We start from the raw sequence: 25,117 nt of genomic DNA, 5'->3' as shown, positions 1-25,117 counted from the left end.
AACGGCATTGGCATGGCCATGGTGGTACGATTGAGCGTGATTTGGAGGGCGGCATGGCTCAAACTCGTTTCGACCGAAACGCGCAGCTAAATGGATGGGCATTCATCATGCCCGCCATGATGCTCATCGGTATCTTCATGGTCTATCCGATATTGTGGTCGCTCTGGATGAGTTTTCAGGTTGGGCGCGGCACTAATTTCAAATTCGGTGGCCTCGCCAACGTCGAGCGGCTGCTGAATGATCCGGTTTTTCTGCGCGCGCTGACCAATACCTGCATATTTTTCATCGTGCAGGTGCCCATCATGATCATCCTCGCCCTGCTGTTCGCCGTGGCACTCAACGACTCCACGCTGCGCTTCAGGGGCCTGTTCCGCACCGCAATCTTTCTGCCCTGCGTGACCTCACTCGTCGCCTATTCTGTCTTGTTCAAATCAATGTTTTCCGGTGACGGCGTTGTCAATAATGTGCTGCTGGCCACCCATCTGGTCAACGACCCCATACCATGGCTTACCGATCCGTTCTGGGCCAAGATCGTCATCATTCTTGCCATCACCTGGCGCTGGACCGGCTACAACATGATCTTCTACCTGGCGGCGCTGCAAAATGTCGATAAATCGATATATGAGGCGGCGCGTATTGATGGTGTTCCGGCATGGGCCCGTTTTACCCAGATCACCATTCCAATGTTGAAGCCGGTGATCCTGTTCACCACCATCATTTCTACCATTGGCACGCTGCAATTGTTCGATGAAGTGAACAACATCACCCAAGGCGGTCCCGGGGACGCGACGCTGACCCTGTCGCTTTACATCTACAACCTGACATTCCGCTTCATGCCCAGCTTCGGCTATTCGGCAACGGTGTCCTATGTCATCGTCATCATGGTGGCGATCCTGAGCATTGCCCAGTTCATGATCGCCCGCGACCGCCGGAGGACGGCATGAACTTCATGATCGTTCGCCGGGCGGCGGTATATCTGTCACTTTCCATTGCCACGTTCATTTCGATATTTCCGTTCTACTGGATGGTGGTAGGGGCCACCAACGAGTCCCGTGACATCGTGACCGGCAAGAGCACTATAGGCACCAACCTTGTGGCGAATTTTCAGAATTTGCTGGCCCAGGTCGACCTGGCGCAAGTGTTCTGGAATTCGGCCGTGGTGGCGATTGCCGCAACAGTGCTGACACTCGCCGTATCGTCGCTAGCCGGCTACGGATTTGAGATCTTCAGATCGCGCGTGCGCGAACGCATTTTCCAGATACTGCTGCTGCTATTGTCGATTCCGTTCGCCGCCCTCATGGTGCCGCTTTTTGTCATGATTTCCCGGGCGCACCTGTCAAACACCTTTACCGCGGTCATTCTGCCCACGGTCGCCTCGATCTTCATCATCTTCTACTTCCGGCAGGCCACCAAGGCTTTTCCCGGTGAATTACGCGATGCCGCGCGCGTTGATGGCCTGAAGGAATGGCAAATTTTCCTTTATGTTTATCTGCCGTCGATGCGCTCGACCTATGCGGCCGCAACCATCATCGTCTTCATGACGAGCTGGAACAATTATCTGTGGCCGCTCATCGTACTTCAGACTGAGGACAAAAAGACTATCACCCTCGTGATATCGTCTCTGACGTCGGCCTATACACCCGATTTCGGTGTGATCCTGCTATCCACCGTGCTCGCCACTCTTCCCACGCTCATCATTTTCTTCGTCCTGCAACGACAATTTGTGCAGGGAATGTTGGGCTCCGTCAAATAGGCACACTTTTCACGATGCGTTCGATCCAATCATTCAATACCGACTGGCAGTTCCACGCCGATCCCACCGATGCAGTGAAATCGGCTTTCGTGGAGGGCGAACCAATTGTGCTGCCGCATAACGCGCTCGAACTGCCGTTCAACTATTTCGATGAAAAGACCTACCAAAAACCATATGCCTATCAAAAACTGATTCACCCTGACCCCGCCTGGGCAGACAAGGAAGTCACGCTGCGTTTCGATGCGGCCATGGCCGATGCCAAGGTCTATCTCAACGGCCATGAAATCGCCGCGCACAAGGATGGGTATACGCCCTTCGAGGCCAGACTGACCGGTCTTCTCAAGGATGGCGGCAACCTTTTGACCGTGACAATCGACGGCAGCGAAAACCCTCAGATTCCACCGTTCGGCGCCATGATCGACTATCTCACCTATGCCGGCATCTACCGTGATGCCTGGCTAAGGGTGACGCCACCCCTCTTTATCGCCAACCAGAAGATCGAGACACCGAATGTGCTTGAAGGGCGCAGATCGGTCAGGATTGCCGTTGCGCTGGCCAATCCGCAGGGCAAAGCCCTTTCCGGCACCATCCGGGCCACACTTCGGGACGGCGACACGGTGCTGGCAACGACGTCGTCGCCGGTGACCGGGCCTGATATCGCCCTCGCATTTGATGGCCTCGAAAACATTGAACTGTGGGACATCGACGCCCCCAAACTCTATGCGATGGAGCTTGTGCTCGAAACCCCGCATGGCACCGATGCCACCGAGACCAAATTTGGCTTTCGTAGTGCCCAATTCACGCCGGACGGCTTCCTGCTCAATGGCCAGCCGCTCAAAATCCGCGGCCTTAACCGGCATCAATCCTTTCCCCACGCGGGTTATGGGCTGGGACGCGCCGCACAGGAGCGGGATGCGGATATCCTCAAGCATGAGCTAAAACTCAATACGGTACGCACCTCGCACTATCCGCAATCGAGCTGGTTCCTTGACCGCTGCGACGAGATCGGCTTGCTGGTTTTCGAGGAAATTCCGGGCTGGCAACATATTGGCGGTACCGAATGGAAGGCGGAATCGGTCAAGAATGTCCGCCGCATGATCGAACGAGACTGGAACCACCCCTCGATCATCATCTGGGGCGTGCGCATCAACGAAAGTCAGGACGATCACGACTTTTATGCCGAGACTAACCGCGTGGCCCATGAACTCGACACCACCCGGCAGACCGGCGGCGTTCGCTACATCACCGAAAGCGAAATGCTCGAAGACGTCTATACGATGAACGACTTCATCCTGGGCAATGAGGAACTGGGGGGCAATCGGCCACGGACGCCCCTGCGCCCCGTTGCCGAAACCACTGGACTAGACCGACCCGTTCCCTATCTGGTGACCGAATATAACGGGCACATGTATCCAACCAAAAGCTACGATCAGGAGCAGCGGCAGGCCGAGCATGTGATCCGTCATCTTGAGGTACTCAACGCAACCTATGGCGATCCGGCCGTTTCGGGGTGCATCGGCTGGTGTGCATTCGACTATAACACGCATGCCGATTTCGGCTCGGGCGATCGCATTTGCCATCATGGCGTGATGGATATGTATCGCGAGCCCAAATTTGCCGCCTACGCTTATGCCAGCCAGGCCGAGCCCGACAATGATCCCGTTTTGGCGCCAGTGACCTTCTGGGCGCGGGGCGAACGCAATATTGGCGGCGTGCTGCCATTGATCGTTCTGACCAATTGCGACGAAGTTGAGTTTACCTACGGCGACAATCCACCAAAACGGATTAAACCCGACGTCGAGCGCTTCCCGCACCTGCCCCATCCGCCAGTTATCATCGACCGTCGGCATTTTTCCGCCGACGAGCTGGGACGCTGGGGGATGGTATGGGAAGATGCCAAGATTGTCGGTTATGTCGACGGCAAACCGATGAAGACGACCAGATTTGTTGCCAATCCCGCGCTCACAACGCTGCAAGTCGCACCGGATCGCGAGATGTTGGCCGCCCAAGGCAAGGATAGCGTCCGCGTCATGGTGCGGGCACTGGATCAGGCGGGCAACAAGATGCCGTTCCTGTTCGAGCCGGTTAGTATCTCTGTTGAGGGCCCGGCGGTTGTGCATGGCCCGAAACTTGTATCACTGCGTGGCGGCGCGACGGGATTCTGGCTGGAATCGACGGGCACGACCGGACCTGTCTCGGTTACTGTGACAAGCGAACGCTTGGGCACAACAACTGTTCAACTCAAAGCGGAATGAGGAAAATCGCATGAGTGGATTGAAACTGCGCGGCGTTCGCAAATCCTTCGGCAGCGTCGAAGTTATCAGGGGCATTGATCTCGATATCGAGCCGAACGAGTTCGTGGTTTTCGTTGGTCCGTCCGGTTGCGGCAAATCCACATTATTGCGGATGATTGCCGGGCTTGAGGGAATTACCGAGGGTGAGCTGGATATCGGCGGGACGCGCATGAACGATGTCGATCCGTCCAAACGCGGTATTGCCATGGTTTTCCAGACTTATGCGCTTTATCCGCATATGAGTGTGCGTCAGAACATGGGGTTTGCGCTCAAGTTCGCCGGCGTCGCCAAAGACGAGATCGACCGGCAGGTCGATGAAGCAGCGCGCATTCTGGAGTTGGCGCCGCTCATGCACCGTAGGCCCGGAGAGCTGTCGGGCGGGCAGCGCCAGCGTGTCGCCATCGGACGCGCCATCGTGCGCCATCCCGAAGTATTTCTTTTCGACGAACCGCTCTCCAACCTCGATGCCGAGTTGCGTGTTCACATGCGCATCGAGATTGCGCGGCTGCACAAGGAACTGGCGACAACAATCATTTACGTCACCCACGATCAGGTCGAAGCGATGACCCTGGCCGACAAGATTGTGGTGATGCGCGATGGATCGGTCGCACAAGTGGGGAGCCCCCTGACGCTCTATGATGACCCCGATAATTTGTTTGTGGCCGGTTTTATCGGGTCGCCGAAGATGAATTTCCTCAAGGGCGTTGTCGCTGAATCCGGCGCGGATGTGCGGCTGCCCGAATATGGTGACCAGATCATCCCGCTGCACGACAGCGTGGCCCGGCCTGCAGCGGGCACTGACGTCACCGTTGGCATTCGTCCCGAACAATTCGAGCCGGACGGCAGAACAAAACTCGATCTCAAAATCGAAATGATCGAGCACCTCGGCGGCGAAACCTATGTTTATGCCAGTCACAATGATGGCGAGGTGATCACTGTTGCCGCGCGGGATGCCCGTGCCGTCAAGCCCGGCCAAAATTTCGTCGCGCGTTTTAATCCGACAAGTGTCTTGCTGTTCGGCACCGACGGTAATCGCATACGCTAACAACAATGTGTGGACTGTTGCATCAATCGACCAAGTCATGCGAGCCCTCGCTCCACTTAACAGTGTAGAGACCCGGCGGTGCTCGTGCAGGTTTATGCATATGAAGCCCAAGGCAAACAAACGGCCCAAAGGTGAATTCATCATTGGCAATCCGCCGTTTTACGCCAAAGTTACCAACTAAAAAAATGCGGCCCAATATGCCAAAAAATGATGGATTCTCGGCAAGACACATCCGGACTTGAGACGAGCAATCGGTGGCCAAACTAGATTTATCGCGACAACAAGGACCGCAAAATTTCGACTTTTTTCAACTCATTGACAGTGAGGTTGTAGCGGAAAGCAAATGTTTGCGATTGCCCTGTCCGGTGCTGGCGAACTGACCATCCTAAGTCTCACATACATGAAACCTTTTCTTTAACTGCAGGCGGATGGCTCGGCGTTCGAAACGAACCTGGGTAGAACCATTCAAACTGCTTCAATAAATTCCCCTCCCCAAATCGTACCGACCCACAAAAAAACCACCTCCGCCACCATCGGCGAAAACCTCGACGCCCACCGCAAACGCCAACAGGCCGCCATCCCAAGCTGACACTGACAAACATATTTAACGTACTCGAAAAGCTGCGCGTCGGCGACGTGATCTAGGCTCAGGCCCTATTAAATTGCTTGCAGAGCGGGCGATGAGTTGATTCATTGGCAGCGCGAGGAGGCGTTGCCATGAGCGACCTGATCTGGCTGTCGGAGGCGCAGATGCGCCGGATCGAGCCATATTTTCCGTTGTCGCACGGAGTGCCGCGGGTTGATGACCGACGGATCATCAGCGGCATCATCTTTGTGATCCGCAACGGTCTGCGGTGGCGTGATGCGCCTGCGGCTTACGGTCCGCCGAAGACGATCTACAACCGGTTCATTCGCTGGAGCCGGATGGGCGTGTTCAACAAGATATTCGCGGCATTGGCGGCGAAGGGCGGCAAGCCGGAGCAACTGATGATCGACGCTACCCATCTCAAAGCGCACCGCACGGCGGCCAGCCTGCTTAAAAAGGGGCCGTTCCCAGACGTATCGGACGCACCAAAGGTGGCCTGAATTCCAAGCTGCACGCGGTCTGCGATGGCAAGGGCCGACCACTGGTCATGCTGCTCAGCGAAGGGCAGATGAGCGACTACAAGGGCGCAGCGCTGATGATCGACGCCTTACCCAAGGCCAAGACGCTGCTGGCAGACAGGGGCTACGATGCCGACTGGTTCCGAGCCGCCTTGGCCGAGCGCGGCATTGCCGCCTGCATCCCCTCAAAGATCAACCGCAAGGTCCCGATCGCTCACGACGCAGGGCTCTACCGCCAGCGCCACAAGGGAGAGAACATGTTCGGCAAACTCAAGGACTGGCGACGCATCCACACCCGCTACGACCGATGCGCACACACCTTCATGTCCGCCATCTGCATCGCTGCAACCGTCATCTTCTGGCTCAATCAATGAGTCCTGAGCCTAGGGCAAAGACAAAGAAATCCACCACCAAGGCCTCGTCGGCATTTTGCGCGATCTGCACGATTATCGATGCCGCCGTGGCCGAGGCCGTCTCGATTATCAAAATCCAGAAGGGCATGTGGCCGAAGCCAAAGACGAGCAGGCAGAGCTGGATATGGGAGTCGCCGACAAAATCGAAAAATAGCCTTGGCCCAAAACGCTGCCCAGCCAGATCGCCGCCGTGCGCGAAACCCTGTTAGATATGGGCGAAGCCAGCCCCGAACAAATCGCCCCGCCGCTTCGCCCGCACCCGCACCACCAGCGTCGCCCCCTTACTGGAAGGCTTAGCCGCCTTGGGCAGGCTGAACGGACCAGCGGCGGTACATGAGCAGCGTGAGCCCGGGCCAGATACGCGCCGACCGAGGTATTAGGCTCTCGGGATTTCCCGCGAGACAACGCCGTTTAGAGATGTGCTATTGGCAGCCCAACCGAAGGTTTGCAGCCAACCCATCTTTTCGGGGAGGCTGCACGTTAGATGTTGGGCGCACAGAGTGCGCACCCAAGTACATACAGCTACAAGGTTTAGAAATTACCCTAAAAAATACATCGGCTTATCGATGTTTTATGGCGGAGGGGATGGGCCTGATAGCCAACCTTCTCTACCTCCGTCCACGGTAGGTCTACGGTCGGTAGGTTACCCGAGCACCCTCATCGATGATAGCAAAACGATCCTGATGCGCTGGATCATAGGGGTTTGGCAGCAGCGTGAACTTGGGCTCGGGCGTCAGTACGCGATCCACCTTAAGAACGAAGAACTCCTCGCGCTGCCGCCTCCGACTCTTTCGGGCGATCTCTCTCGCGAGGCCGATCTCGGAGGTGCCGAGCGTGAAGCCGGTGCCATCCTCTTCGCTGGATTTAACCTCGATGTTGTAGGTGCACCCATCCAGTATGAACGAGATATCGCAGCCTTTCCCCTCATGTACGAATGACGCGTTATCTGGAAAGGCTTTCTCACTGTAGGCCGATACCCAGCTTGTTGGAGTGATGATCTCGGGCCCGTATTTGAACTGCAACCAACGGAAGGCATGGATTTCGCCCGCTGCCCCGATCAGATCCTCCATGTGCCGGCGCGTCTTCGGAGGCACTCGTGTGCGCTTGGTCCTGTCTTTCGTATCGCTCGGCTTCGGCTTTTTTACCTTTTGCGGAAGCGTGACCGCCGTCAAATCGAATCCTGCAAGTGCGCTGACGCCGGCGTCGGGAACATGCGCCGAAATATGTGCGAAGAGCCCTGCGAGACCGCTCTCCGAATTATCGATATCGCCGCCGCAGACCTGGACCACGCGTTTCTTACGTTCGTCTTCCGCCTGCTTGGCCGCCAGCCGGTCCTGTGCATGGTCCATCTCCTCAGGGTTCACTTGCAGTGCTGTCATCACCGCGTTGAGCGACCCTGCGTCTGATATAGCGTCACGGATTGCCTGTGGCGTGGCCTGGGGCAATTCCGCGCGGAGGTAGTCCAGGGCGCGCGCCTCGTTCCAACGCAAGGTGAAGACGTCGCGATCCTCGGGGCGTGGTGATGAAGCCGGGTCACCGAGCTTCATCGCGCGCCAAGCAGAGCTTTCGTTCATCTCGGCTGCGGCATGCCACGCTGTCGCGATCAACATGAGCTGGCTGTGCAACTCCTCTAAAAACCGACGGTTCACTGCTGCCGTTTCCACGGGGTCAATCAGTGAAACTTCGAACGGAAGGCAGGCGATGGCGTGCCCAGGCTCAGGTGAGGCCAGCAGGTCGCGCAAGACGGCTTCATCAAACGCGAAACCTGCCTGTCCCAGCTCCCCAGCGATCGCCCCTGCCACTACTAAGGCCGGAAGCTCCCAATAAGCTTCGGCGGCAGCCGAGGGGGGCACCATGTCATCGAGGCGCTTCACCATCGTGGTAAAAGGCGGCGCGCTAGGCGTCCGAGCGGCAAGTGCTGCAACCATACGCCTCACGACTGGAAGCATCCGATCGCGATGTTGGCTGAATTGGTTTTCGTACAAGGGGTTGGAAATTGCGATCTCACCGCGCCGAGCTCCCTCGCGGTTCCATTGTGCAAGCTCGACCTGTGGACCCAAGAGATCGCGCGCAACAATGCCGAATTGCAGGCTTTCTCGTGATATAACAGCTGCATTCAACACTTCCCGCGCGAGCTCTTGGGACGGGAAAGCCTCATCAAGAAGGGAGTTCAGTTGGTCGCGCTGCTCGGATGCCTCAACACGACCAGCCAGCTCTTCTTGCGCAAGAACACGCAGAAGCTTTGACAACCGAGAAACCAACGGGCCAAGGTCGCCGCGCCAGAGTTCGAGAACCTCGTGGAAATGATCCGGCGACAGATCAAGGAGTCTCAAGGTCCGTTCAGGGATCACATCCTCATTGTTAAGCCAAATTTCATCGAGACCGGTACGGATCTGCACTCGTAAGTCGGACCGACCAATCAGTTGCGACATCGAGTCAGCGACTGATTGGATGTCGGATTTCCAGTTTGCATCAAGAACGAGCGTTCTTTTGCGTGCAAGCCAGGAGGCCATCTGGGGCATGGGATCTGCAATGGGCTGGTCGGTTACCATGGGCACAACCGAAAGTTCCGGCACGACGGCCACTCTCGCCTCGCGGAACGCAGCGACAAGGTCGTTGAACCCCACGGACATCGTCCCTTGGGCGTTCTGCCCGTGAAAGGCGGCGATCGTCAGTACCATGGGAATAACCCCATCGAGATCCCGAAATGACGGTAGCTCGATGGACTCGATATCTGCGAGAGGTCGACCACCTGACAGCGCAACCAATTCGAAGCGTTCCGAATTCCTCACCGCGACCCCAAAACGTCCTGAAAAGCCATCGGCAAGGCGCTGCGCTGCCTTGGATTCGATCGCAATGACCGAAAGGCCGAGCTCGCGGAGATCGGAAGTAGATGAGCGGTTGCTGGGCAGATAAACCGGGCTAGCCGCGGTAGGTTCTACCAAGGCCAGATTGCCCTCGGGCTGCTGCACAACAATCTGCGCAGGGAAAGCGGCCGGTGATGCCGGATCAAAGGCGTCCCAAGCCGCGCGGAGTTGCCCGATCAAGATGCTCGCGTTGCGGAATGAGCGGCTCTCGACGGCTTTGCCTAGACTGTCTAGCAGACGCACATCGTCTGTTTGCGTCTCTGGGTCGTAATGGGCGACCCCGAGACGGGTAAACAATGACTTGAGGGTGTCGTCCTGCTCGATCCGCACCGCGACTTGGGCGGGCAGCGGGTCAAGATGCTCAAAGGTCCAGGTTCTGCCGTTTGCGGTGTAACGGCTCGGGACAAACCAGCGTCCGGCGGGCTTACTCCAGCTTCGGGTGCTTTCCAGATCCCCATCGGGAATCCAGTCAAACATGGCCAAGGCCAAGGATAGCGGTGAGTCTAGCGTGATGCGCTCATAGGTCCCCGTGTTCCTCATGAGATCCACGCTTTGCCAACCGCTGCCCCAATGCAGAGCACTGCCCATGACGACATCAAGGAATGCCTGTTTGGTGCCGTTGTCGAACGACGAGCGGCTTTCTAGCCCCGGCAGCCACCGGAAAGTGTCGATCTTAGACCGTCCCGATTTGTAATAGCTCTGCAAACCGCGCAGATTGTCGCTAAAAGCTCCCCACGTCTCATCGTCTATGGGCGGTGGGACGGATGAGAGCTGCTGAAAACGGTGGTAGCTGACCTCGCACGTCAATGCAGGCTTGTCACCGCCGATCATCATGAGCGGCAAACCGTCGGAAACACCGGCGCTTTCAAGCACCGGACGTGCGTATCCACCAAACTCACCCCAGTTAGGGTCATCGGGGTCGCTGAGCAACCGGGCACGCACGACCTTGGTGCTTTCGGTGCCAGCAAGTCGTAGGTACCGCTCCACCGTGGCTCCTTGGGTTCCCGGCCAGCCCCCCCAAAAATCGCCTGCGAAAGAGGATACCATCCGCCCCGGCAGGGAACGGGGATCTTGGCCATGGCTTTTGTGACACTCTCCCCGTCGCCGCGCGCCTCCAAAGAAGCAGCGAGACGGAGCGCGTAGGAAAGGGCATCGCGACACAATTCGGCTTCGCTGGTCCTGCGAGCAACGGGCATCTGGGGAAGATTAGGGACCAGAATGTCCGCAAGTACGTCTTCGCGCCTGAAGGTGTTGACCAGTTTGGCATCGGTCAGGCGCTTGTGAAGTTCGGTGTTCTGCCTGCGGCCATCGCGAACTTCGCTGACGGGTATCTGCGGATCCAGGATAGCGATGAACGACTGTAGCGCTGCAGGAATCTGGTCGATGCCGGGCTCGTCCGGGCTATCACATCGTCTTGACCGAATTGGCGCGGACGAAAATAGATGGCCTGCCCGGCAACACCGCCGGAATGCAGTCTGCCATCTGTGCATAGAAGTACGTCCTTACCCTTGAGGTGGGACAGGTCGTCTGAGAAAATTTCGCAGACATCCCGCCAAAAGTGATCCCAATTCAGCTCCGCTTCTCCCGCTAGCGCTTTGCGGCGGCTTCGATCATTGTCGCTTGATCTGCTTCTGCAGGCATGACGTCGATGTCAAAGTGCTCGGAGAGGCGCTCGATTGAACCCATGCGGGAATCCAGTGCCGCGGTATAGGCAGGGAAGGTTGCATGCTGGCGAAGCACGCTCGCATCCAGCAACTTGGGGTCGTTTGGCAGCGGCAGCAGGGATGTCTCTGACAGCGAGCGCCAGCCGTAATCGCTGAGCATCCAGGGGGCGGTCTCAATGCTGATCCCCATATCCGCCGCAGCTTGGCGCAAGTGGTTTTGCCAGCGCTCCTTTGGTGTGCTCTCAGTGGCAAGTGGCGCTAGGATGTCTAGGATTCCGGCTGCCTGTGCCGCAGAGCATCCGGCCAAGTCGCCGGCAACCGCCTCCAGAGCGAGAACGGCAGTCTGATGCAGCAGGAAGTCGTTGTAGCTTCCACCGGCCTGTGCGCCCTCTGCCTCGGTATCAAAGCTGATCGTCGTGCGGCTCATGTCGCCGAAAAACGGCCCGTTGATGTGCAGGGCGGCACCGGTCTCCAGCGAGGTCGGAAGGAAAATGCTGAGTTTTCCCGGTGTTGGCTCATGGTCATCGCTGACCGAAATGGAAATCTCTGCCCGTTCCAGTTTTGGCCAATGGCCGGGCAAGCCGAGAATAGATTCCTGGACTGCCTTTGGCATGTCCAATACCGCAAGTTCACGCCGCCAGATGGAATAGTGCCTCGTAGTGTCGCCCGAGCAGATTGAGATCTTGCCAAAACCTCTCGGTCCGGTCGCTTCCTGTAGGACGCGACGATGGAACGCTCTGGAACCATTCGGAGTGGTGATGGTCAGCGCCTTCAGGTGGTCGAGAAACAGCATGGAATCGGCTGTGATCTCGGCGAGCTTGCGTTCCACCAGCGTGGTGGCTGCGGGAGAAAGCAACGGCAAGGCCAGGACGGATGCAAATCCGCGGGCTTCGAGGTCGTCGATCACGGGGCTGCGCGCTGACTGCGGCCAGGGCAAGAGATACGGCGAAAGGTAGCCGATCTCTTCGCGCAACCAGCTCGGGGTCGAATTAGCGCCTTGTGCTTGACGGCGTAGCGCGCCGGCGCGCAAACGCCCGGAAAGGCTTGGATCTTCATCGACAATCTCTGCAAACCATCTCTGTTCGAATGGAAGCGGCCTATCTTCGAGGATGGCGACCAAAGGGTCTAGGAGCGACCAAGCAAATTCAGGATCGAAGCCGAAGCAATAGCCGTCGAATGTTGGGCTGGCCTCCTGTCGCCGGGACCAGATGCGGGGCTTTTGACTGATCTCGAGTACGCTGCGAAAGCCGATCCCTTTGTTGCCTACAGAGGTGGCCGGATCCTTGTCGCTTTGACCAAGCCGGGAAACGCTTTCAAAGTTGCTATGCGAAAAAGGAGCACCATCATTGGCAACGTAAAGCGTTCCCAACTCACCATCCATTTCCAGTCGCATCTCGATGCGGCATTGTGAGGCTTTGCGATCCGCGGCCCGGCTGACAGCATCGTAAGCGTTCTGGATCAGCTCGATGGCAAAGCGGCCGTGGTATTGGTGCCGTACCTGCTCGGTTAGGCTATGGATGGACCGGTAATCGGTCACCCCTTCTGCAAGCTGATAGAGAAAACTGCGAATCTTGCCGCCGGTCTCTGCGCAAATAACGGCCTCGAGCGTGCTGGGGCGCGTTGGCTTGCGGCTATCAACTAAGGAAGCTTCATTAAGCATTTGGGATCTCTGCAGTCATGCTGTCTGTGTTTTCATGGCCGCAACTAGCAGAGGATATTGCGCTACTCGGCAACGTGCGTGGCGAGCAAGGTTTGTTCAATGCACAAAGCGTGTTCACCAGCCGCATCTGCTCGACCGTCTCACATTTCGCTTCGCGCAATCGCGGTGCACCGAAAGCCAGCGCCAGTCCCTTGGCCCGCGAGACCGCCACGTCGAGACGCGTACCACGCGTAATCTCGACGATACCTCGGCCCGCCGCGTTGAGCCGCGCCAAGTGCGCAGCCTCATGAGCGTTGCCTTGCTTCTGCAAAAGGGCGGCATCTTCGCTGTCTTCCCGCGGCTTCGGGCCGGTGCCACGCATTTGTGCCAGATCGAGCGTGGTCGCGTGCGTGCACCCCATGAAGCGCATGAGATCGGAGGCGGACAGAAATGCGCGACCGTCGATGTCCCTCACTGTTTTCCCAAAATTTTATACAATATATCCTCGCGGAATTTCAGTAGCAAAATGTTCACTTAAACAATAGATTATGACGATGTAAATTTCTGGAGAATAGCCCCTGATAAAAGTGTAATAGGCCGGCCTGCTTGTTGTAGCTGAATCTAAGCCAGCTCCGGCTAGGGATGGAAATTTGGGTCACACCAAATCTTTACTCACGTATTCCTCGGAGACCTCCCTGCGTACGGCCATCGGGACATTTGTACTTTGAGACGGGGGAACCACCTTGCCGATCTGGTCTTCCGGGTAACTCAAACCCCAAGCGACTGCCAACCTACCGAAATCGATGACGGGGGTGGAGGTGTCTAATGTTTTGGGTACTGGAAGTTGAACCAGCCTCACACCGTTACCCTTCGTGTTCGTGCGAAGCCATGGGGTAAGGTCGTCAATAACCTTACGGTGAATCAAGCTTTTCGCCCCGCCCCCTACAAGAAATACTGACAAGTCTTGACCGTCCTGCCAACATTGCGCGTTGGGGTCTTTGTCTGTTCGCGTCGCCCAGACAACTTCCCACAGACCGCGCTCACACTGTTGAATAAAAGCCGCGACAGTCCGTCCCTGCCCGAGGAACCAGTGCATCGCCTCGACACCTAACGGCCTAACCATGCCGCTCTGTAGTGCATACTGATACGTTCCTGGCTCCCAACGGTGGAGCCTGAAGGTGCAGATATCCAGCGTCGATGCTCCTACATCTACCATGAGGTAGAGATCGAGTGAGGCTAGATTTGACTTCACAAAACCTACTGCTTCAGCGACCGTCTCGGGAAAGACGCCTATACCGAGTTCAAGAGCCTTGTCTTCCGACATGCCTGCCGTGACGACTGCATCATCGGTCAAAAAGAGCTTTATGATCTCAATGTCTGGCCGGTCAGTGTAATTCGCGCAAAGAAGCGCGGCTGCTGCGATCTGGCGATATGTGGCCGTCAGCTGGCCGTTGTCTGCCTTCTCTGCTGGTAGGCCAAGGTTAAGCAGCCACCTGGTATGTCTTCCTCTAAACAGGTTTGGTCGATGAGTCCTAAGCCACCCGCGTGTATACCTGATCACATAAGCCAAATAGGCGGTGGCGGCGTCGGCTTTTGACACGGATAGACCGCGATATTTGCCCGGCGTAACATTGCCATCAGCACCGGACGCCATAACGCCCTGCTTAAGGGCATGAAGCAGCACCGCCCCCTCCTCCGGCCAAGCGAGGAACTGTCCATCCGGACGGAGCCACAGAACAGTCTGCCATAGGTGTGGCTGATTGTTGCTTACGCAATACTCTGGTGCGGGTATCGCCACCGTCAGTTCGCCGGTTTCGTATGGGAACCGCACGACGACTTTGGTACAGCTGGTGCCAAAGTCGAGACCGATCACCGCAAAAAGTTCTTGGAGATCGTCTCGAACTTCTTCACCCCCTCCGGGGGTCAATAGGGAGTCCAAGATAGCGTGACTGCTTTCAGAGATGCGGTTCGGTGGCACCTCTCGAACCGACGCTCCCTCTGGCAACTCCCACCATTGAAACGGAGGCGCCTTTTCCTCAGGCAACATTTCGACGGGTTTCGCAGGTCGCAGCTTCAACCCTCGCCTGGGTTTCCTTGCCAATACCTTCGGCGGTTTTGGCAGCTTAGCCGCTGCAGATGGTCGATTCGGAACACGCTTAGCAATCGCAAGCTCCGCTTTTCGAGTTGAATGAGCCGACCCTGCCTGTTTCTGAATGGCAATCGTCGCCATGGCCTTGTCGCCGAGCTTAGCACGTAGGTCGGAAAGCTTACGCAAATTATCGTCTGAAAGTGTATTCCGCACCACAGAGCCGCGTTCATCGCGTCTTAGTCCTCCCATAATCCCCCCCACAAGCCCCTAAATTATCTGAACCATTACCACCGCGACGTCGCTCATTTCTGGGGTGATGTTATCCAATACTTCCAATTCTGTTAGTCTCTGTCTACAGCTCTCGTGCAATCTTCGTAGCTTTCCTTCTGTAGCTTCCACCAAGGATCGACGTTGCCTCGCCTCTTTGGTCTGCCCCCTCTTCTCAAAATCTGTTGCTCGTTCAGAGTGTTTGTCACGAGTTTGTACCAGGGTCAGTGTTTTCGCGTCTTGATGGCGTTGAAGTGCACGCCGCCGGATGCGAACCCGGTCAGAGACCTGCGCCTGCGCCTGTGCGACGAAGTTAACGAACCTATCATCAAGCTCGGTGAGTACACTCATTCTCAACAGTGCGGCCCCAGCCGGCAGTCGGGGGTCAGAAGCAATGTTCGGCAGTACCCTGCCATTGTTTGCGATTGCAGATGCAAGCACTTCCGCCTCTTCTGGAGAAAGTGCAGCCCCTGTTTCGAGATGAGCGCCAGCATATGCGATACGGTTGTTTGCGACGACACTGGCCTCCGGGGTGCTGGCATTCCAGCGCCTGATTCCCAGCACGAAGGTGCCGGTGGAGCACTCAAAATCTAGGTCAGACTGGCGTAGAGTGGCAGCTACGGGCTGTGGCTGTTGGAGCTCGTCTGTCGAGTCTAGGTAGGCTGCAAACCGAACCAGACTATGAATCTGAGAAATCACCTCGGCGTCCCCGTCTCGCTTTCGCGCCACCGATGCTTCAAAGCGATACCTCTGTTGATCGCTTCCGCCAAGGATTCGGGTGGTGCCCTTCAGCCCTCTGCGAGCGAGATAGCTTGAAAAGTTTTCCACGGCTTCGGTCGAGAGCTTGATACGGTAGCGATCTGACCCCGCAGGGCTCATCTCGATCATGCTTCCCGGAAACGAGCGATGTAGGCGGTCGCGCACGTAAACCAGAACGTCATTTCCACTAAGCCAACGGTTCATTCGGCGGCTGTCTGCGATCGACTGAAGTATGTAGTCGCCGTGCCGAATTAGGGCACCCGCCTGCTCCTCCAGGGCGTCCTCCTGCTGGCGGAGCACCTCAAGCGCCTGGGCTGCCTGTTCGATCGCCTCGATCCTCTGAGCATCTGTCAGTTGGGGATTGACCAGCTTCCTTGTCATGTCACGAATGGGCTCTCCCAAGACTGCCTCAAACTCTCCCAGTGCTTTCTGACCGAGTCCCAACCTGACATAAAGCCGGTTATATATGCGCTGATCGATAGTGCCGTCGAACACGAGGTTCAGAATGACAACCACGTCCTGCTTCTGTCCCAAGCGATCAACGCGGCCAATCCTTTGCTCGAGCCGCATTGGATTCCAGGGAAGGTCGTAGTTCACAACCAGCCAGCAGAACTGAAGGTCTATGCCCTCGCTGCCTACCTCGGATGACAGGAGGACCTTTCGATTGACATCAGCCTTAAACCGCTGAAGCACTACTTCTCGTGGCTCCCGAATGCTACCGTGCAGCAACTCAAGGCTGTCCCTCCCAAAGTCCTCCGTAAGCCTCTCTTGCAGATAGCCCAGTGTGTGCTTGAACGTGGAAAATACTATAACCTTTGCTAGGGCGTCGTCGGCCCACACTTTCCGAAGCTGATCCAGCAGCAACGTGTACTTACTGTCACAGGCGCGAAGCTGTTGGGTGTAACCTAACCGGCTCGAAAGAAAGGCTAAGCGCGACACTAGCGGCCCGATGTGTGGCGAGGGCATGTCTTGTTCGTCCAGCTCATCCGACCCGTCGTCCTCATCCACCAATGAAGAAATTTGCCCGGCAGCTAGGCTCGACCAGTAGGCCGAAGCTGCAGCGGGGCTCGACGATAACAAGCGCTGTGGCATAGATAGCAAGAAGCCATCGCTCACGTCGTTCTCAATAGCGTACTGACGGACCTCTTCGGTCACTGCATGATAGAAGACAGATTCGACCGGCAGCATAGTCAGAGTAGGAGCTTTCACATCTCTTCTGACTCGGAATTCTTCGACGTCCCGGCGGCGAGTCCTGGTAACATAATTTGCGAGTTGGTTGGCTTGCTCCAGTCTTGAAGCAATTTCCGCCCGCTTGCTCATTGTCAGTTCCGCGCTCTCGATTTCTTTTCGAACTAATCGCAAAGCTGCGCTGTCGGCGAGAAGCTGGTACCGCATTGCTTCGTCTAGCCGCCTCAAAATATCGGCCGCGGTTGTATCAGGCTTAAGCACCAGATCCCGGGCCTGTACAATTGGAGCGTTGACTTCAATAAGCTCGGAAAGGGTATCCTCGTACTCAAAGGTGTCCGGATCAATCAGCCGGAGTAGGGATTGAAGATCACGGTTGCGCAGGTGAATTGGCGTCGCTGACAAGAAAACCCTGTGCGAACTTACTGAGTTGAGCAGTGAGCCAAGGGCATGAAGTGCTGTTTCTGGATTGCGCATATGATGCGCTTCGTCGATCACCAGCAAATCGAGAAGCGGTGTTTCTTCTGCGGCTGCATCTAGAAATCGTGCCAGCAATGCGCGAGGATTTAACCTTCTACCTTGCCCAACTGTCTCATCATCAGACCACCCTCTTGGTGGCCGCAGCGACTGCATGCTCGCGATAGCCGCAAAGCCGCTGTTAGCGCCGGCCGAACCGCTAACAAGTTCCAAAAGTTCATCAGCGTTGACAATGCGCGCATCAACGCCAAACCGTTGGTGAAGTTCGCTGCGCCACTTCTGGCAAAGCGTCTTCGGGCAGATCACCAAAAGGCGATTGCTCTGCAGCCTTGCACGCAGCTCTGTCCAAATAAGTCCGGCCTCAATTGTCTTTCCAAGACCGACTTCATCAGCGACGAGCAACCCATCTCTTGGCGAGTTCAGCAGCTTAAGGACGGGTTTGAACTGGAAAGCGTAGAAGTCAGTGTCCGTAGCCTCCATGCTGTAAATGACGTTGGTGAGTCGACCGGTGACTCGGAGGCGAGCAAGGGTGCGACGCAACCATTCGGGATCAGCAAAGCTGCCGTCTTCGAACCTTTGATCTAGTGGAGGGAGCGCCAAAGGCACCACTTCAAGGGCTGACTCAGGTAGCCAAGCCTGGCTTCCATCTGGAAATAGAACTGGGAGCATCTTGCTACCCGCACGAGAACGCGGCTCGCCTGGCTGAAGTACACCAGCGCGGGTTGGGTCGGACTTAAGGCGTACAAATGATCCAACGATAGGCTGCAAAGGTTCCCCGTCAGCAAAAAATAGTCTGCCGTTTTATTAGCCGGTAATAGTCCGTACACGCAATGTCGTGACAAGACGAAAGAACAAGGCGCCCGCTCCCCTCGTTATTCAGCCATCGCCGATCCACGCAACATCACCCCTTCATGCCGGCCGATCTCCGTGGCCTCGGCTATGTTGTACGTGCGTTCATTGTAGACCAAGCGATCCATTGGCGTGACTGTTGCCGTCGTGGTGCTCCATCGCACGACAAAGATGTCGGTGACCGTCGCCTGAATTTCTGCGGCTGCCAGTTGCTCGCGCGCCGATGCTCGCCGCCATGACGCCCAGACCGTGGCTATCGCGGTATAGCCTTCGATAGGCTCGTTGTCGCTATTATAGCTGATGCCATGCCGCTCCAGGGTGATGCGGCGGTCGAGTTTCCCGGCGTTTAGCATTAGAAAGATACCCGGCGAAAAGGCGCGACCAGAGCGTCAATCGCGTCTGTTGGAATCGGTCCAGCATCCGCACCAAGTCGATAGGCGTCGTACATCAGCCGAACGTGGATTAGGATTGCCGCTTTGATGGCGGCGGGGATGGAGGATTGTGCCGGGATAGCAGGATCCCCCGGCACTTCCGGGACCGTCGCATATCCAGCTTTATAGGTCACTGCCACTGGCTTGATGGCGTACAAATCCGAAGGCAGCACCGCGCCGCTCTTAAAACGAACGAATGCGCCAGCGGCGTCATCCATCAGCAGATAATCGCTGTCAGCGATGGTTGTCTGTGCTCCCGCGCGATCGCTCGCAACAACGCTGGTGACGGACAACACTGGATAGAGCGGCAGGCGCATACAACCGCTGAAGCTGTCAAAGTCCTGCCGCCATGTCTGCTCGACAAGGCAACGGCCAAGGATGCCCACCCATCCATCCAGATGGCCTACCGCAGCCGCGATGAAACTCAAGATCATGTCGTCATGTTCATTATGGTCGACGGCCAGCTGCACCTTGGCTTCAGCCAGAGACACGGGCGTCATGGTCGGGGCGGTCAAAAGGACGGGTTTGTGCATCATGAGTGCCCCTAGAAAAGAGAACGGGGCGACCGAAGCCGCCCCAATTCGTTAAGCCTGGTTGGCCTGTGGGTTGTCGGCGCCGTGGCCCTTGAGCACGATCGCGGCAATCGGGGTGCCGGTGCCGTGGGTGCCCGTGAAGTCGGCCAGCAGCTTCAGGTAACGCTTGCCGCCCTTGTAGCCGTAGCGATAGGTCGCAGCGGCAGCCTGGAGAGTGATAAGCGCCTTGATGATGCCGCCAGTGCCAACAGTGCAGCCAAGCATGTCGTCGGTAGTGACCGCCGAATAGTTGACGTCATCATTGGAGTGGGTCAGCACAAACTCGATCTTGTTCGAGCCGGAGAACGTGATGCCGCCGATGCCGATGGCAAGCAGGATTACCGCTGGCGGAGACACCATGCACGCCATCGAGTGTCAGTCCGACGAGGTGAAAGACTTCGTCCTGCGACAGCTTGATGCGGCGGCCATCCGCGCGCGTATAAAGATAATCGAGCGTCAGATCATCGGCCTGGCTTACGGCGACCCGGTCGGGATGCAGTGGGATCAACTCCTGAACCAGGCCACGCGAGCGGACGATCATGGCATAGGCATTGCCGCGCAGTAGCAGATGCGCCTGCAGCATGCGGCGGAATTGAGAAGGCGTCTGCCATCGGTTCGGCTTGCGTCGCAGCACCGACCAGATCAGCGTGTCGGAGGCATCCTCACGGATGCGCTCATCCACCCAGCGTTTGATGTGCAACGGCAAGGTAGCGACGGCGCCGGAGATGATGCGTACACACGCATAGACAGCGGCCACCCGCATGGCCCTATTTGGGGTGACCGTCGCCCCCGATCCCGTCACATTGCCGGCGCGCAATGCCTCTTCCAGCTGCTGACTGGTCGCAATGACAATCCCACCCCCAGCATCCTGGAACGACGCGTGCAGAGAGGCGCTCGGCGGTTTTGCACCACCGAACCAGTTTGACCAGAATGCCATTTGGTTTCTCTTCCGCGCTGCTAAAGCATCAGCATGCCGCGGCTCTCATAGACCGAGCGGCCGGCATTGACGTCACGGGCCAGTGCCCGACCGAGTGCGTTGCAAATAGCCACGATGCCGTCGATCCGCTCGGTTGAGCGCTCCTTGTCCGGCTTGATATTGCCGGCGGGATCGTGGCGAACCGCAACATTGGAGGCGTTCCAGCGCAATACCGGATGACCGCCATGCCAGAGGGACCGCGAGACCGACAGTCGCTCCAGTTCCGCGGTGGGCGCGGCCATGCTCAAAAAGCCCTGACCGAACTGCACCAGGCTCAGGCCCTCGTCCTGCAAGTTTTGAACGATTTCGCCTGCAAAGGTCCGGTCATAAGAAAGCTCGCGCATGTCGTATCGCGACGCCAGCTCGAGGATTTCTGTCTCCACAAAGGCAAAGTCCGTCGCGTTACCCGGCGTGGCGGTCAAATATCCTTGGTCGCGCCAGACGTCATACGGCACGCGGTCGCGCCGCACGCGACGCAGGATGTCTTCCTCTGGGATCCAGAACCGGCAAAGCACGATCCATTTGTCCGCCAGATTGCCGAGGTCACCCTCCAGCGTCGGTGGAAAGGCGAGCACGAACGCCGACAAATCGTTGACGCGGGCAAGATCAAGTCCGCCGTAGCATTCGCGGCCCAGCAGCTTCAGCTCTAGCGCCTCAAGCTCGTGTTTGACGACGCACCAGTCGGTGGCGACGGGGAGGCCTCCCTCCTCCCAAACGCTTATGTCGAGCCAGCGCGTCACCTGCTCAGTCCATTCGTTGAGGCGCAGCCGCCGGATCGCGTTCTGCTGGGCCGGCATTTCTTTTGCCTCATCGATCTGGCGCTTCAGATCATCCGTCTTCACCGTGACGCCGAGACTGGGATTGGCCTTCACCCACACTTTAGGATCGGTCCAGTCATCGCCCGCATCAATGGTGGCGATATAGCCAAACCAACTATCTGCGGACTCTGTCGGCACAGTGCCTTCCAGCGCCTTGACCGAGAACTCGTGATGCTGGCGGCAGACCGAATGGCGATCATAGCCCGCTGTGGTGATTTCAAAGATCAGCGATTGCCGGCGCGCGCCGGTTGCGGTGTTCAACTTCTGGATAATTTCAGGCCCCGGGTGCTCGTGCACCTCATCAACCGCAGCAAAGTGAACGTTCAGACCATCCATTTTCGTCGCGTCCGCCGACAGAGGCCGAAACCAGGACGAGGTCGGCAAAACGGCAAGATTGTTGACTGTACGGGTAACCCTCGCCTGTAGCGCGCTACTTGCTCCTACCATGCGCTTTGCCTCGCTAAAGACGATGCGCGCCTGGTCACGGGTTGTCGCCGCGGAATAGACATGCGCGCCCAGCTCGCCATCGGCAACAAGGGCATAAAGCGCAGTACCGGCAAGCAGCACCGATTTGCCATTCTTGCGCGCCACCTCAACATAGGCCGTGCGGCTGGCAGCACCACCCATGCTTTTCTCAAGATTGTTTGCCGCCTCTTTGCTACGGGTCTCCATTTTATGAAAGCTGTCAGAGCTAGTCCGCGTGGCGCGGGCAAAGTTCTTTTCAAACTGGGTAATGCGCGCCTCAAGCGCGACAACAAGGCGTTCTTCATCTGCCATGGTTAGGCCACTCCATATAGTGATTGTGCTAAATCTGGGTCGTCCCAATAGCTGGGTGCATTGTCGTTGGCTGCGGCACGGCTAACGACCATCCAGGTGGCAACCGCGCCATCTATGCGCCCGGTGCTTTTGCCCTTGTGCATCGTGCGGTTTCCGGCGCTGTCGGTGTGGATGGCAATATTGGCAAAGCACCAACGCAACAGCGGGTGCCCGCCATGCCGGAATTTTCCACCGACGATGACGCGCTCAAGTTCATTAAGTGCTGGTGATTGGGTTACCCAGCCTTGGCGCATGGTGAGCACTGGCAGGCCATCATCAATGAGCGGTGCCATAACTGGCTGGGCGAAGTGTGGGTCAAAGTTCAATTCGCGCACATCAAAGCGCGCGCATAGTTCGCGAAGGTGCTCAGTCACGGCACCATAATCGATCACATTGCCGGGCGTTGCGGTCAAATAGCCCTGCGCTGCCCACTCGGGATAGGGCACGCCGTCGCGGTCACCTCGGTCGCGCAACAGATCGGCGGGCAAGAAAAAATGCGACAACACCGAAACAATGCCGTCCTCGTCTTTGAATGCAGCAACAACGGCGGTCAAATCGGTGGTGGTGCTCATATCCACGCCGATCCAACAAGGCTCATTGTCCATTGGCTCAACTTCACCTGCACCGGTGTCATAGACTTCCATATCCACAAAAGGCTCGGTGCTTTGATCCAGCCAGATATTCAACTTTAGCTGCTTGAAACTCTGACGTTCGCGCATGCTGCGTTCGGCGGCGGCGGCGCGACGGAAACCCTCAAGGCTGGGATAGCCATGGGCCAAGCCGGGATTGGTCGCGCACCAAATGGCTTCATCGCGCCAATCGGCACCCCGGTCTGCTTCAAAAAGTATTGGCAGAATTGAAGGGTCGGCAATATCGCCACGCGCAACCTTGCGGGCGTCTTCGATCTGCTCCCAGGCAACGTTTTCTTGCCCGCGTCCGGCGGTGGTTGCCACCACCATCAGCGTGTTGTCAGACTTGTCCAAACCCGATTGCAAAGCTTCCCAGAGATAAAAGTTAGGCCAAACGTGCAGCTCATCAGCCAGGACGAAATTGGGCGTCCGGCCATGCTGGGTTCCTGCATCACCAGAAATGACTTCTAGGGTCACGTGTTCCTTGGAATAGACGATTTTCTTGGCGCTGTTGTGTGCATCATAGACCTTCACAGCACCCGCTATTTGTTGGCGCGCCTGCACAATACCCAGCGCCTCCTTGAAGGCAATGCTGGCCTGTTTGCGGTCGGCGGCAGCAAAGATTGCCTCGCCATGCGGCACCCGCTCCGGCCCAATGGTGTGCAACAGGGCCAAGGCGGCGGCGGTGCTGGTCTTGCGATTGCCACGCGGCAACAACAACACCACCGTTTTGATAATGCGTGAGCCATCAGGGTGCCGTGGCCCATAGATGCGGCGCACGATACGTTCAAGCCATGGATCAAGCTGGAATGCCTTGCCTGGTAGCCCGCTCTTGGGATGCTTCAACCAGCGTAAGAATTCGACGGCCTTTTCGCCATGGCCAAAGGTATCGTCGATTGGTGTGCCGTCATAAATCCAGGCGGGATAGGTGCTAGATTCCGAAAGGGTTGTCATGGTCTCTATCGTCATTGCGCACGGCGGGCCGTGACCGGCTCACCGGCGTAAGGCCAAGTTCGGCGGCACAAAGCCTTTGGGTGGTCTGGGCCGCGTTCATGATCCCAAACGCTGGGTGCCGCTTGCCGGTGCTCGTTATCAAGCCTTCAGCGTTTAACACCCGCCGGGCCTCGCGCATGATCGCAACGGCATTGCAGTAGTTTTCCAGCGTGGCTAAATCGGCGTGCGTCAACGTCTTGCGTTCAGTAATCAGGATCGGCGCGACTTTGCGCCATTCGGCCTTGCCGTCTTTTGAAAGATAAGACGGTGCTGGTGGCACCTTGGTGACCGGTGAAGTGCCAGCGACAATGCTGGCTGGATTGCGCCCGCGCATCAGTTGGCTCTTTCCGCTTTGAGCTGCATTTCGCGCCGCCCAATCAATCGAATGGCACGAATATGGAAGGCCTCATCTTGATAGATCAGCCGATCATCGGTGGTAACGCCGGGCCGGTAGCGCATTGAGAAAATAACTAGTGCGTCGGCGGCTTCCCCAAACGGTTCGTCGATTTCTGTTTTATCAAAGGTATCGATGGCGGCTTTGAGCGTAAAAAGTGGCATCCAGGTCGCAGCAACCGCACCGGATTGCTCAACCGTTCGGGCCGCGCGTTCAATATTGACGGTGTGGGTGAGACTGCCACTACGCATAATGCAATTCCTCAAGCATGGCCTGAACGTTAATCACCGCGTGGCCGTGCCCTTTGGGGTCTCGCATGGTGCGAAGGCTTCCAATTCGAATGCCATCCGGCATAGAAAACCCAGGAATTTCGCCAAGGCTTTCCAGCGCATTCCAAACCACGCCGCCGATTTCCTTGACCACGGCAAGCCCGCCCTCTTGGGCCGACCAAATGTGCACGTCCGAGAAAATCTCAATGGATCGCGTGCGGTAAGAGCGCCCGACCATCAATGTCTGGCTTTCGCCGACAATGATGCAGGGAAAATGTTCCGGGCGCGTCGGTCCGTCGATGATCCAATCAGGCGCAACCAGATCGGTCACGCTAGATGCGGTAACTAGGTGGTTCCGGATTGCAATCTGAAAAGCGAGTGATGGTTCTGTCATTGGTCCCACTTCGTGCGCACGGCTTTGCTGATCGCGCGCTTCATGCGGTTGTTGAGCCGCTTTTTGAGCAAGCGAACCGATGGCCAAAAGAACGGCTGGGCGTCGGTGTCGCTAGTGCCGTATTCAACCAGGTGCGCATAGCGCACCTCACTGTTGCCAGCTGTTACCAGGGCTTCGAGCTCACTTGCGGTCTGGTTGCCTCCTGGCTGGGAATAAGGCGGGGTTCGTTCGCCGGGCAAAGTGGCGTGAATACTGTCGATTAGTGCCCCGGTATCACGCGACGGTTCGGCAAGGTGTTTCATGGCACTCGCCAATTCGTCGGCGTTTTTCGCCAGTGCCGGTTGCACAGCCTCACGAACGGCCTTCGGAATAGCGTTCATTCGCGCCTCAAACCGGGCCAATTGGTTAGATTTTGCCATG

At 57.2% G+C, this 25,117-nt stretch carries 21 protein-coding genes; 5 read left to right on the top strand and 16 right to left on the bottom strand.

Translation table 11 applies throughout. From position 1 onward, the window contains the following. The first annotated feature begins 53 nt into the window (after positions 1-53). The 5 genes from PSQ90_RS15470 to PSQ90_RS15450 all read left to right on the top strand — a co-directional run bounded on the left by PSQ90_RS15470 (position 54) and on the right by PSQ90_RS15450 (position 6,570). Positions 54-944, top strand: coding sequence for a carbohydrate ABC transporter permease (locus tag PSQ90_RS15470; protein ID WP_282211163.1), 891 nt, complete (start codon positions 54-56; stop codon positions 942-944). Beyond that, positions 941-1,753: a carbohydrate ABC transporter permease gene (locus PSQ90_RS15465; RefSeq protein ID WP_282211162.1), complete on the top strand. Its 813-nt coding sequence runs from the start codon at positions 941-943 to the stop codon at positions 1,751-1,753. The genes PSQ90_RS15470 and PSQ90_RS15465 overlap by 4 nt, the downstream gene beginning before the upstream one ends. A 14-nt stretch (positions 1,754-1,767) precedes the next feature. Beyond that, a complete protein-coding gene (locus tag PSQ90_RS15460; protein ID WP_282211161.1) occupies positions 1,768-4,008 on the top strand; it encodes a glycoside hydrolase family 2 protein in 2,241 nt (746 codons plus the stop codon). Between the two features lie 10 nt (positions 4,009-4,018). Beyond that, the gene (locus PSQ90_RS15455; RefSeq protein ID WP_282211160.1) at positions 4,019-5,092 is read left to right on the top strand and encodes an ABC transporter ATP-binding protein; all 1,074 of its coding nucleotides are present in this window, start codon (positions 4,019-4,021) and stop codon (positions 5,090-5,092) included. 717 nt (positions 5,093-5,809) lie between these two features. Beyond that, positions 5,810-6,570, top strand: a protein-coding gene (locus tag PSQ90_RS15450) for an IS5 family transposase (protein ID WP_282211159.1) whose coding sequence is annotated in 2 segments (ribosomal slippage) — positions 5,810-6,140 and positions 6,140-6,570 — 762 coding nt in all. Because the reading frame shifts where the segments join, the coding sequence is not laid out codon by codon here. Here the strand turns inward: PSQ90_RS15450 and PSQ90_RS15445 are convergent. The 16 genes from PSQ90_RS15445 to PSQ90_RS15370 form a co-directional block, all read right to left on the bottom strand. After that, complete coding sequence (locus tag PSQ90_RS15445; RefSeq protein WP_282211158.1) at positions 6,560-6,697, bottom strand: hypothetical protein; 138 nt, start codon at positions 6,695-6,697, stop codon at positions 6,560-6,562. The genes PSQ90_RS15450 and PSQ90_RS15445 overlap by 11 nt on opposite strands. A gap of 541 nt (positions 6,698-7,238) precedes the next feature. Beyond that, entirely contained in the window at positions 7,239-10,463 is a 3,225-nt protein-coding gene (locus PSQ90_RS15440) for a hypothetical protein (protein ID WP_282211157.1), read from the bottom strand. A gap of 600 nt (positions 10,464-11,063) precedes the next feature. Next, entirely contained in the window at positions 11,064-12,800 is a 1,737-nt protein-coding gene (locus PSQ90_RS15435; protein ID WP_282211156.1) for a sacsin N-terminal ATP-binding-like domain-containing protein, read from the bottom strand. Beyond that, the gene (locus tag PSQ90_RS15430; RefSeq protein ID WP_282211155.1) at positions 12,793-13,254 is read right to left on the bottom strand and encodes a hypothetical protein; all 462 of its coding nucleotides are present in this window, start codon (positions 13,252-13,254) and stop codon (positions 12,793-12,795) included. The genes PSQ90_RS15435 and PSQ90_RS15430 overlap by 8 nt, the downstream gene beginning before the upstream one ends. 180 nt (positions 13,255-13,434) lie before the next feature. After that, the gene (locus PSQ90_RS15425) at positions 13,435-15,054 is read right to left on the bottom strand and encodes a hypothetical protein (protein WP_282211154.1); all 1,620 of its coding nucleotides are present in this window, start codon (positions 15,052-15,054) and stop codon (positions 13,435-13,437) included. An 81-nt stretch (positions 15,055-15,135) separates the two neighbouring features. Further along, complete coding sequence (locus PSQ90_RS15420) at positions 15,136-18,225, bottom strand: SNF2-related protein (RefSeq protein WP_282211153.1); 3,090 nt, start codon at positions 18,223-18,225, stop codon at positions 15,136-15,138. Positions 18,226-18,428: 203 nt separating this feature from the next. Then, positions 18,429-18,758, bottom strand: a complete 330-nt coding sequence (locus PSQ90_RS15415; RefSeq protein ID WP_282211152.1) for a phage head closure protein — start codon at positions 18,756-18,758, stop codon at positions 18,429-18,431. Then, positions 18,758-19,372: a head-tail connector protein gene (locus PSQ90_RS15410; RefSeq protein WP_282211151.1), complete on the bottom strand. Its 615-nt coding sequence runs from the start codon at positions 19,370-19,372 to the stop codon at positions 18,758-18,760. The genes PSQ90_RS15415 and PSQ90_RS15410 overlap by 1 nt, the downstream gene beginning before the upstream one ends. A gap of 48 nt (positions 19,373-19,420) precedes the next feature. Beyond that, positions 19,421-19,687 carry a hypothetical protein gene (locus tag PSQ90_RS15405; protein ID WP_282211150.1) on the bottom strand — a complete coding sequence of 89 codons (267 nt, stop codon included), beginning with the start codon at positions 19,685-19,687 and terminating at the stop codon, positions 19,421-19,423. Continuing rightward, the gene (locus PSQ90_RS15400; protein ID WP_282211149.1) at positions 19,668-20,345 is read right to left on the bottom strand and encodes a phage portal protein; all 678 of its coding nucleotides are present in this window, start codon (positions 20,343-20,345) and stop codon (positions 19,668-19,670) included. Before PSQ90_RS15400 ends, PSQ90_RS15405 begins: the two co-directional genes overlap by 20 nt. A 20-nt stretch (positions 20,346-20,365) precedes the next feature. Continuing rightward, positions 20,366-21,979 (bottom strand): terminase large subunit, encoded by a 1,614-nt coding sequence (locus PSQ90_RS15395; protein WP_282211148.1) that lies wholly within the window; start codon positions 21,977-21,979, stop codon positions 20,366-20,368. 2 nt (positions 21,980-21,981) lie between these two features. After that, positions 21,982-23,601, bottom strand: a complete 1,620-nt coding sequence (locus tag PSQ90_RS15390) for a terminase large subunit (protein WP_282211147.1) — start codon at positions 23,599-23,601, stop codon at positions 21,982-21,984. Further along, positions 23,579-23,974: a phage terminase small subunit P27 family gene (locus PSQ90_RS15385; protein WP_282211146.1), complete on the bottom strand. Its 396-nt coding sequence runs from the start codon at positions 23,972-23,974 to the stop codon at positions 23,579-23,581. Before PSQ90_RS15385 ends, PSQ90_RS15390 begins: the two co-directional genes overlap by 23 nt. Beyond that, positions 23,974-24,285, bottom strand: a complete 312-nt coding sequence (locus PSQ90_RS15380) for a head-tail adaptor protein (protein WP_282211145.1) — start codon at positions 24,283-24,285, stop codon at positions 23,974-23,976. The genes PSQ90_RS15385 and PSQ90_RS15380 overlap by 1 nt, the downstream gene beginning before the upstream one ends. Further along, complete coding sequence (locus tag PSQ90_RS15375) at positions 24,278-24,697, bottom strand: DUF3168 domain-containing protein (RefSeq protein WP_282211144.1); 420 nt, start codon at positions 24,695-24,697, stop codon at positions 24,278-24,280. Before PSQ90_RS15375 ends, PSQ90_RS15380 begins: the two co-directional genes overlap by 8 nt. After that, positions 24,694-25,116: an HK97-gp10 family putative phage morphogenesis protein gene (locus PSQ90_RS15370; RefSeq protein ID WP_282211143.1), complete on the bottom strand. Its 423-nt coding sequence runs from the start codon at positions 25,114-25,116 to the stop codon at positions 24,694-24,696. The genes PSQ90_RS15375 and PSQ90_RS15370 overlap by 4 nt, the downstream gene beginning before the upstream one ends. Position 25,117 lies beyond the last annotated feature (1 nt).

Source organism: Devosia rhodophyticola (genome assembly GCF_028816475.1).
GTDB lineage: Bacteria > Pseudomonadota > Alphaproteobacteria > Rhizobiales > Devosiaceae > Devosia > Devosia rhodophyticola.
The sequence above is the reverse complement of the archived record's forward strand: the minus strand, read 5'-3'. Positions and strand labels throughout refer to the sequence as shown.

Excerpts from the sequence above, each read along its gene's own strand:
- PSQ90_RS15410 (WP_282211151.1), bottom strand. The coding sequence starts at position 19,372 with ATGATGCACAAACCCGTCCTTTTGACCGCCCCGACCATGACGCCCGTG.
- PSQ90_RS15420 (WP_282211153.1), bottom strand. The coding sequence starts at position 18,225 with ATGCTCCCAGTTCTATTTCCAGATGGAAGCCAGGCTTGGCTACCTGAG.
- PSQ90_RS15370 (WP_282211143.1), bottom strand. The coding sequence starts at position 25,116 with ATGGCAAAATCTAACCAATTGGCCCGGTTTGAGGCGCGAATGAACGCT.
- PSQ90_RS15465 (WP_282211162.1), top strand. The coding sequence starts at position 941 with ATGAACTTCATGATCGTTCGCCGGGCGGCGGTATATCTGTCACTTTCC.
- PSQ90_RS15390 (WP_282211147.1), bottom strand. The coding sequence starts at position 23,601 with ATGACAACCCTTTCGGAATCTAGCACCTATCCCGCCTGGATTTATGAC.
- PSQ90_RS15385 (WP_282211146.1), bottom strand. The coding sequence starts at position 23,974 with ATGCGCGGGCGCAATCCAGCCAGCATTGTCGCTGGCACTTCACCGGTC.
- PSQ90_RS15460 (WP_282211161.1), top strand. The coding sequence starts at position 1,768 with ATGCGTTCGATCCAATCATTCAATACCGACTGGCAGTTCCACGCCGAT.
- PSQ90_RS15400 (WP_282211149.1), bottom strand. The coding sequence starts at position 20,345 with ATGGCATTCTGGTCAAACTGGTTCGGTGGTGCAAAACCGCCGAGCGCC.
- PSQ90_RS15470 (WP_282211163.1), top strand. The coding sequence starts at position 54 with ATGGCTCAAACTCGTTTCGACCGAAACGCGCAGCTAAATGGATGGGCA.
- PSQ90_RS15415 (WP_282211152.1), bottom strand. The coding sequence starts at position 18,758 with ATGCTAAACGCCGGGAAACTCGACCGCCGCATCACCCTGGAGCGGCAT.
- PSQ90_RS15445 (WP_282211158.1), bottom strand. The coding sequence starts at position 6,697 with ATGCCCTTCTGGATTTTGATAATCGAGACGGCCTCGGCCACGGCGGCA.
- PSQ90_RS15435 (WP_282211156.1), bottom strand. The coding sequence starts at position 12,800 with ATGCTTAATGAAGCTTCCTTAGTTGATAGCCGCAAGCCAACGCGCCCC.
- PSQ90_RS15380 (WP_282211145.1), bottom strand. The coding sequence starts at position 24,285 with ATGCGTAGTGGCAGTCTCACCCACACCGTCAATATTGAACGCGCGGCC.
- PSQ90_RS15375 (WP_282211144.1), bottom strand. The coding sequence starts at position 24,697 with ATGACAGAACCATCACTCGCTTTTCAGATTGCAATCCGGAACCACCTA.
- PSQ90_RS15395 (WP_282211148.1), bottom strand. The coding sequence starts at position 21,979 with ATGGCAGATGAAGAACGCCTTGTTGTCGCGCTTGAGGCGCGCATTACC.
- PSQ90_RS15455 (WP_282211160.1), top strand. The coding sequence starts at position 4,019 with ATGAGTGGATTGAAACTGCGCGGCGTTCGCAAATCCTTCGGCAGCGTC.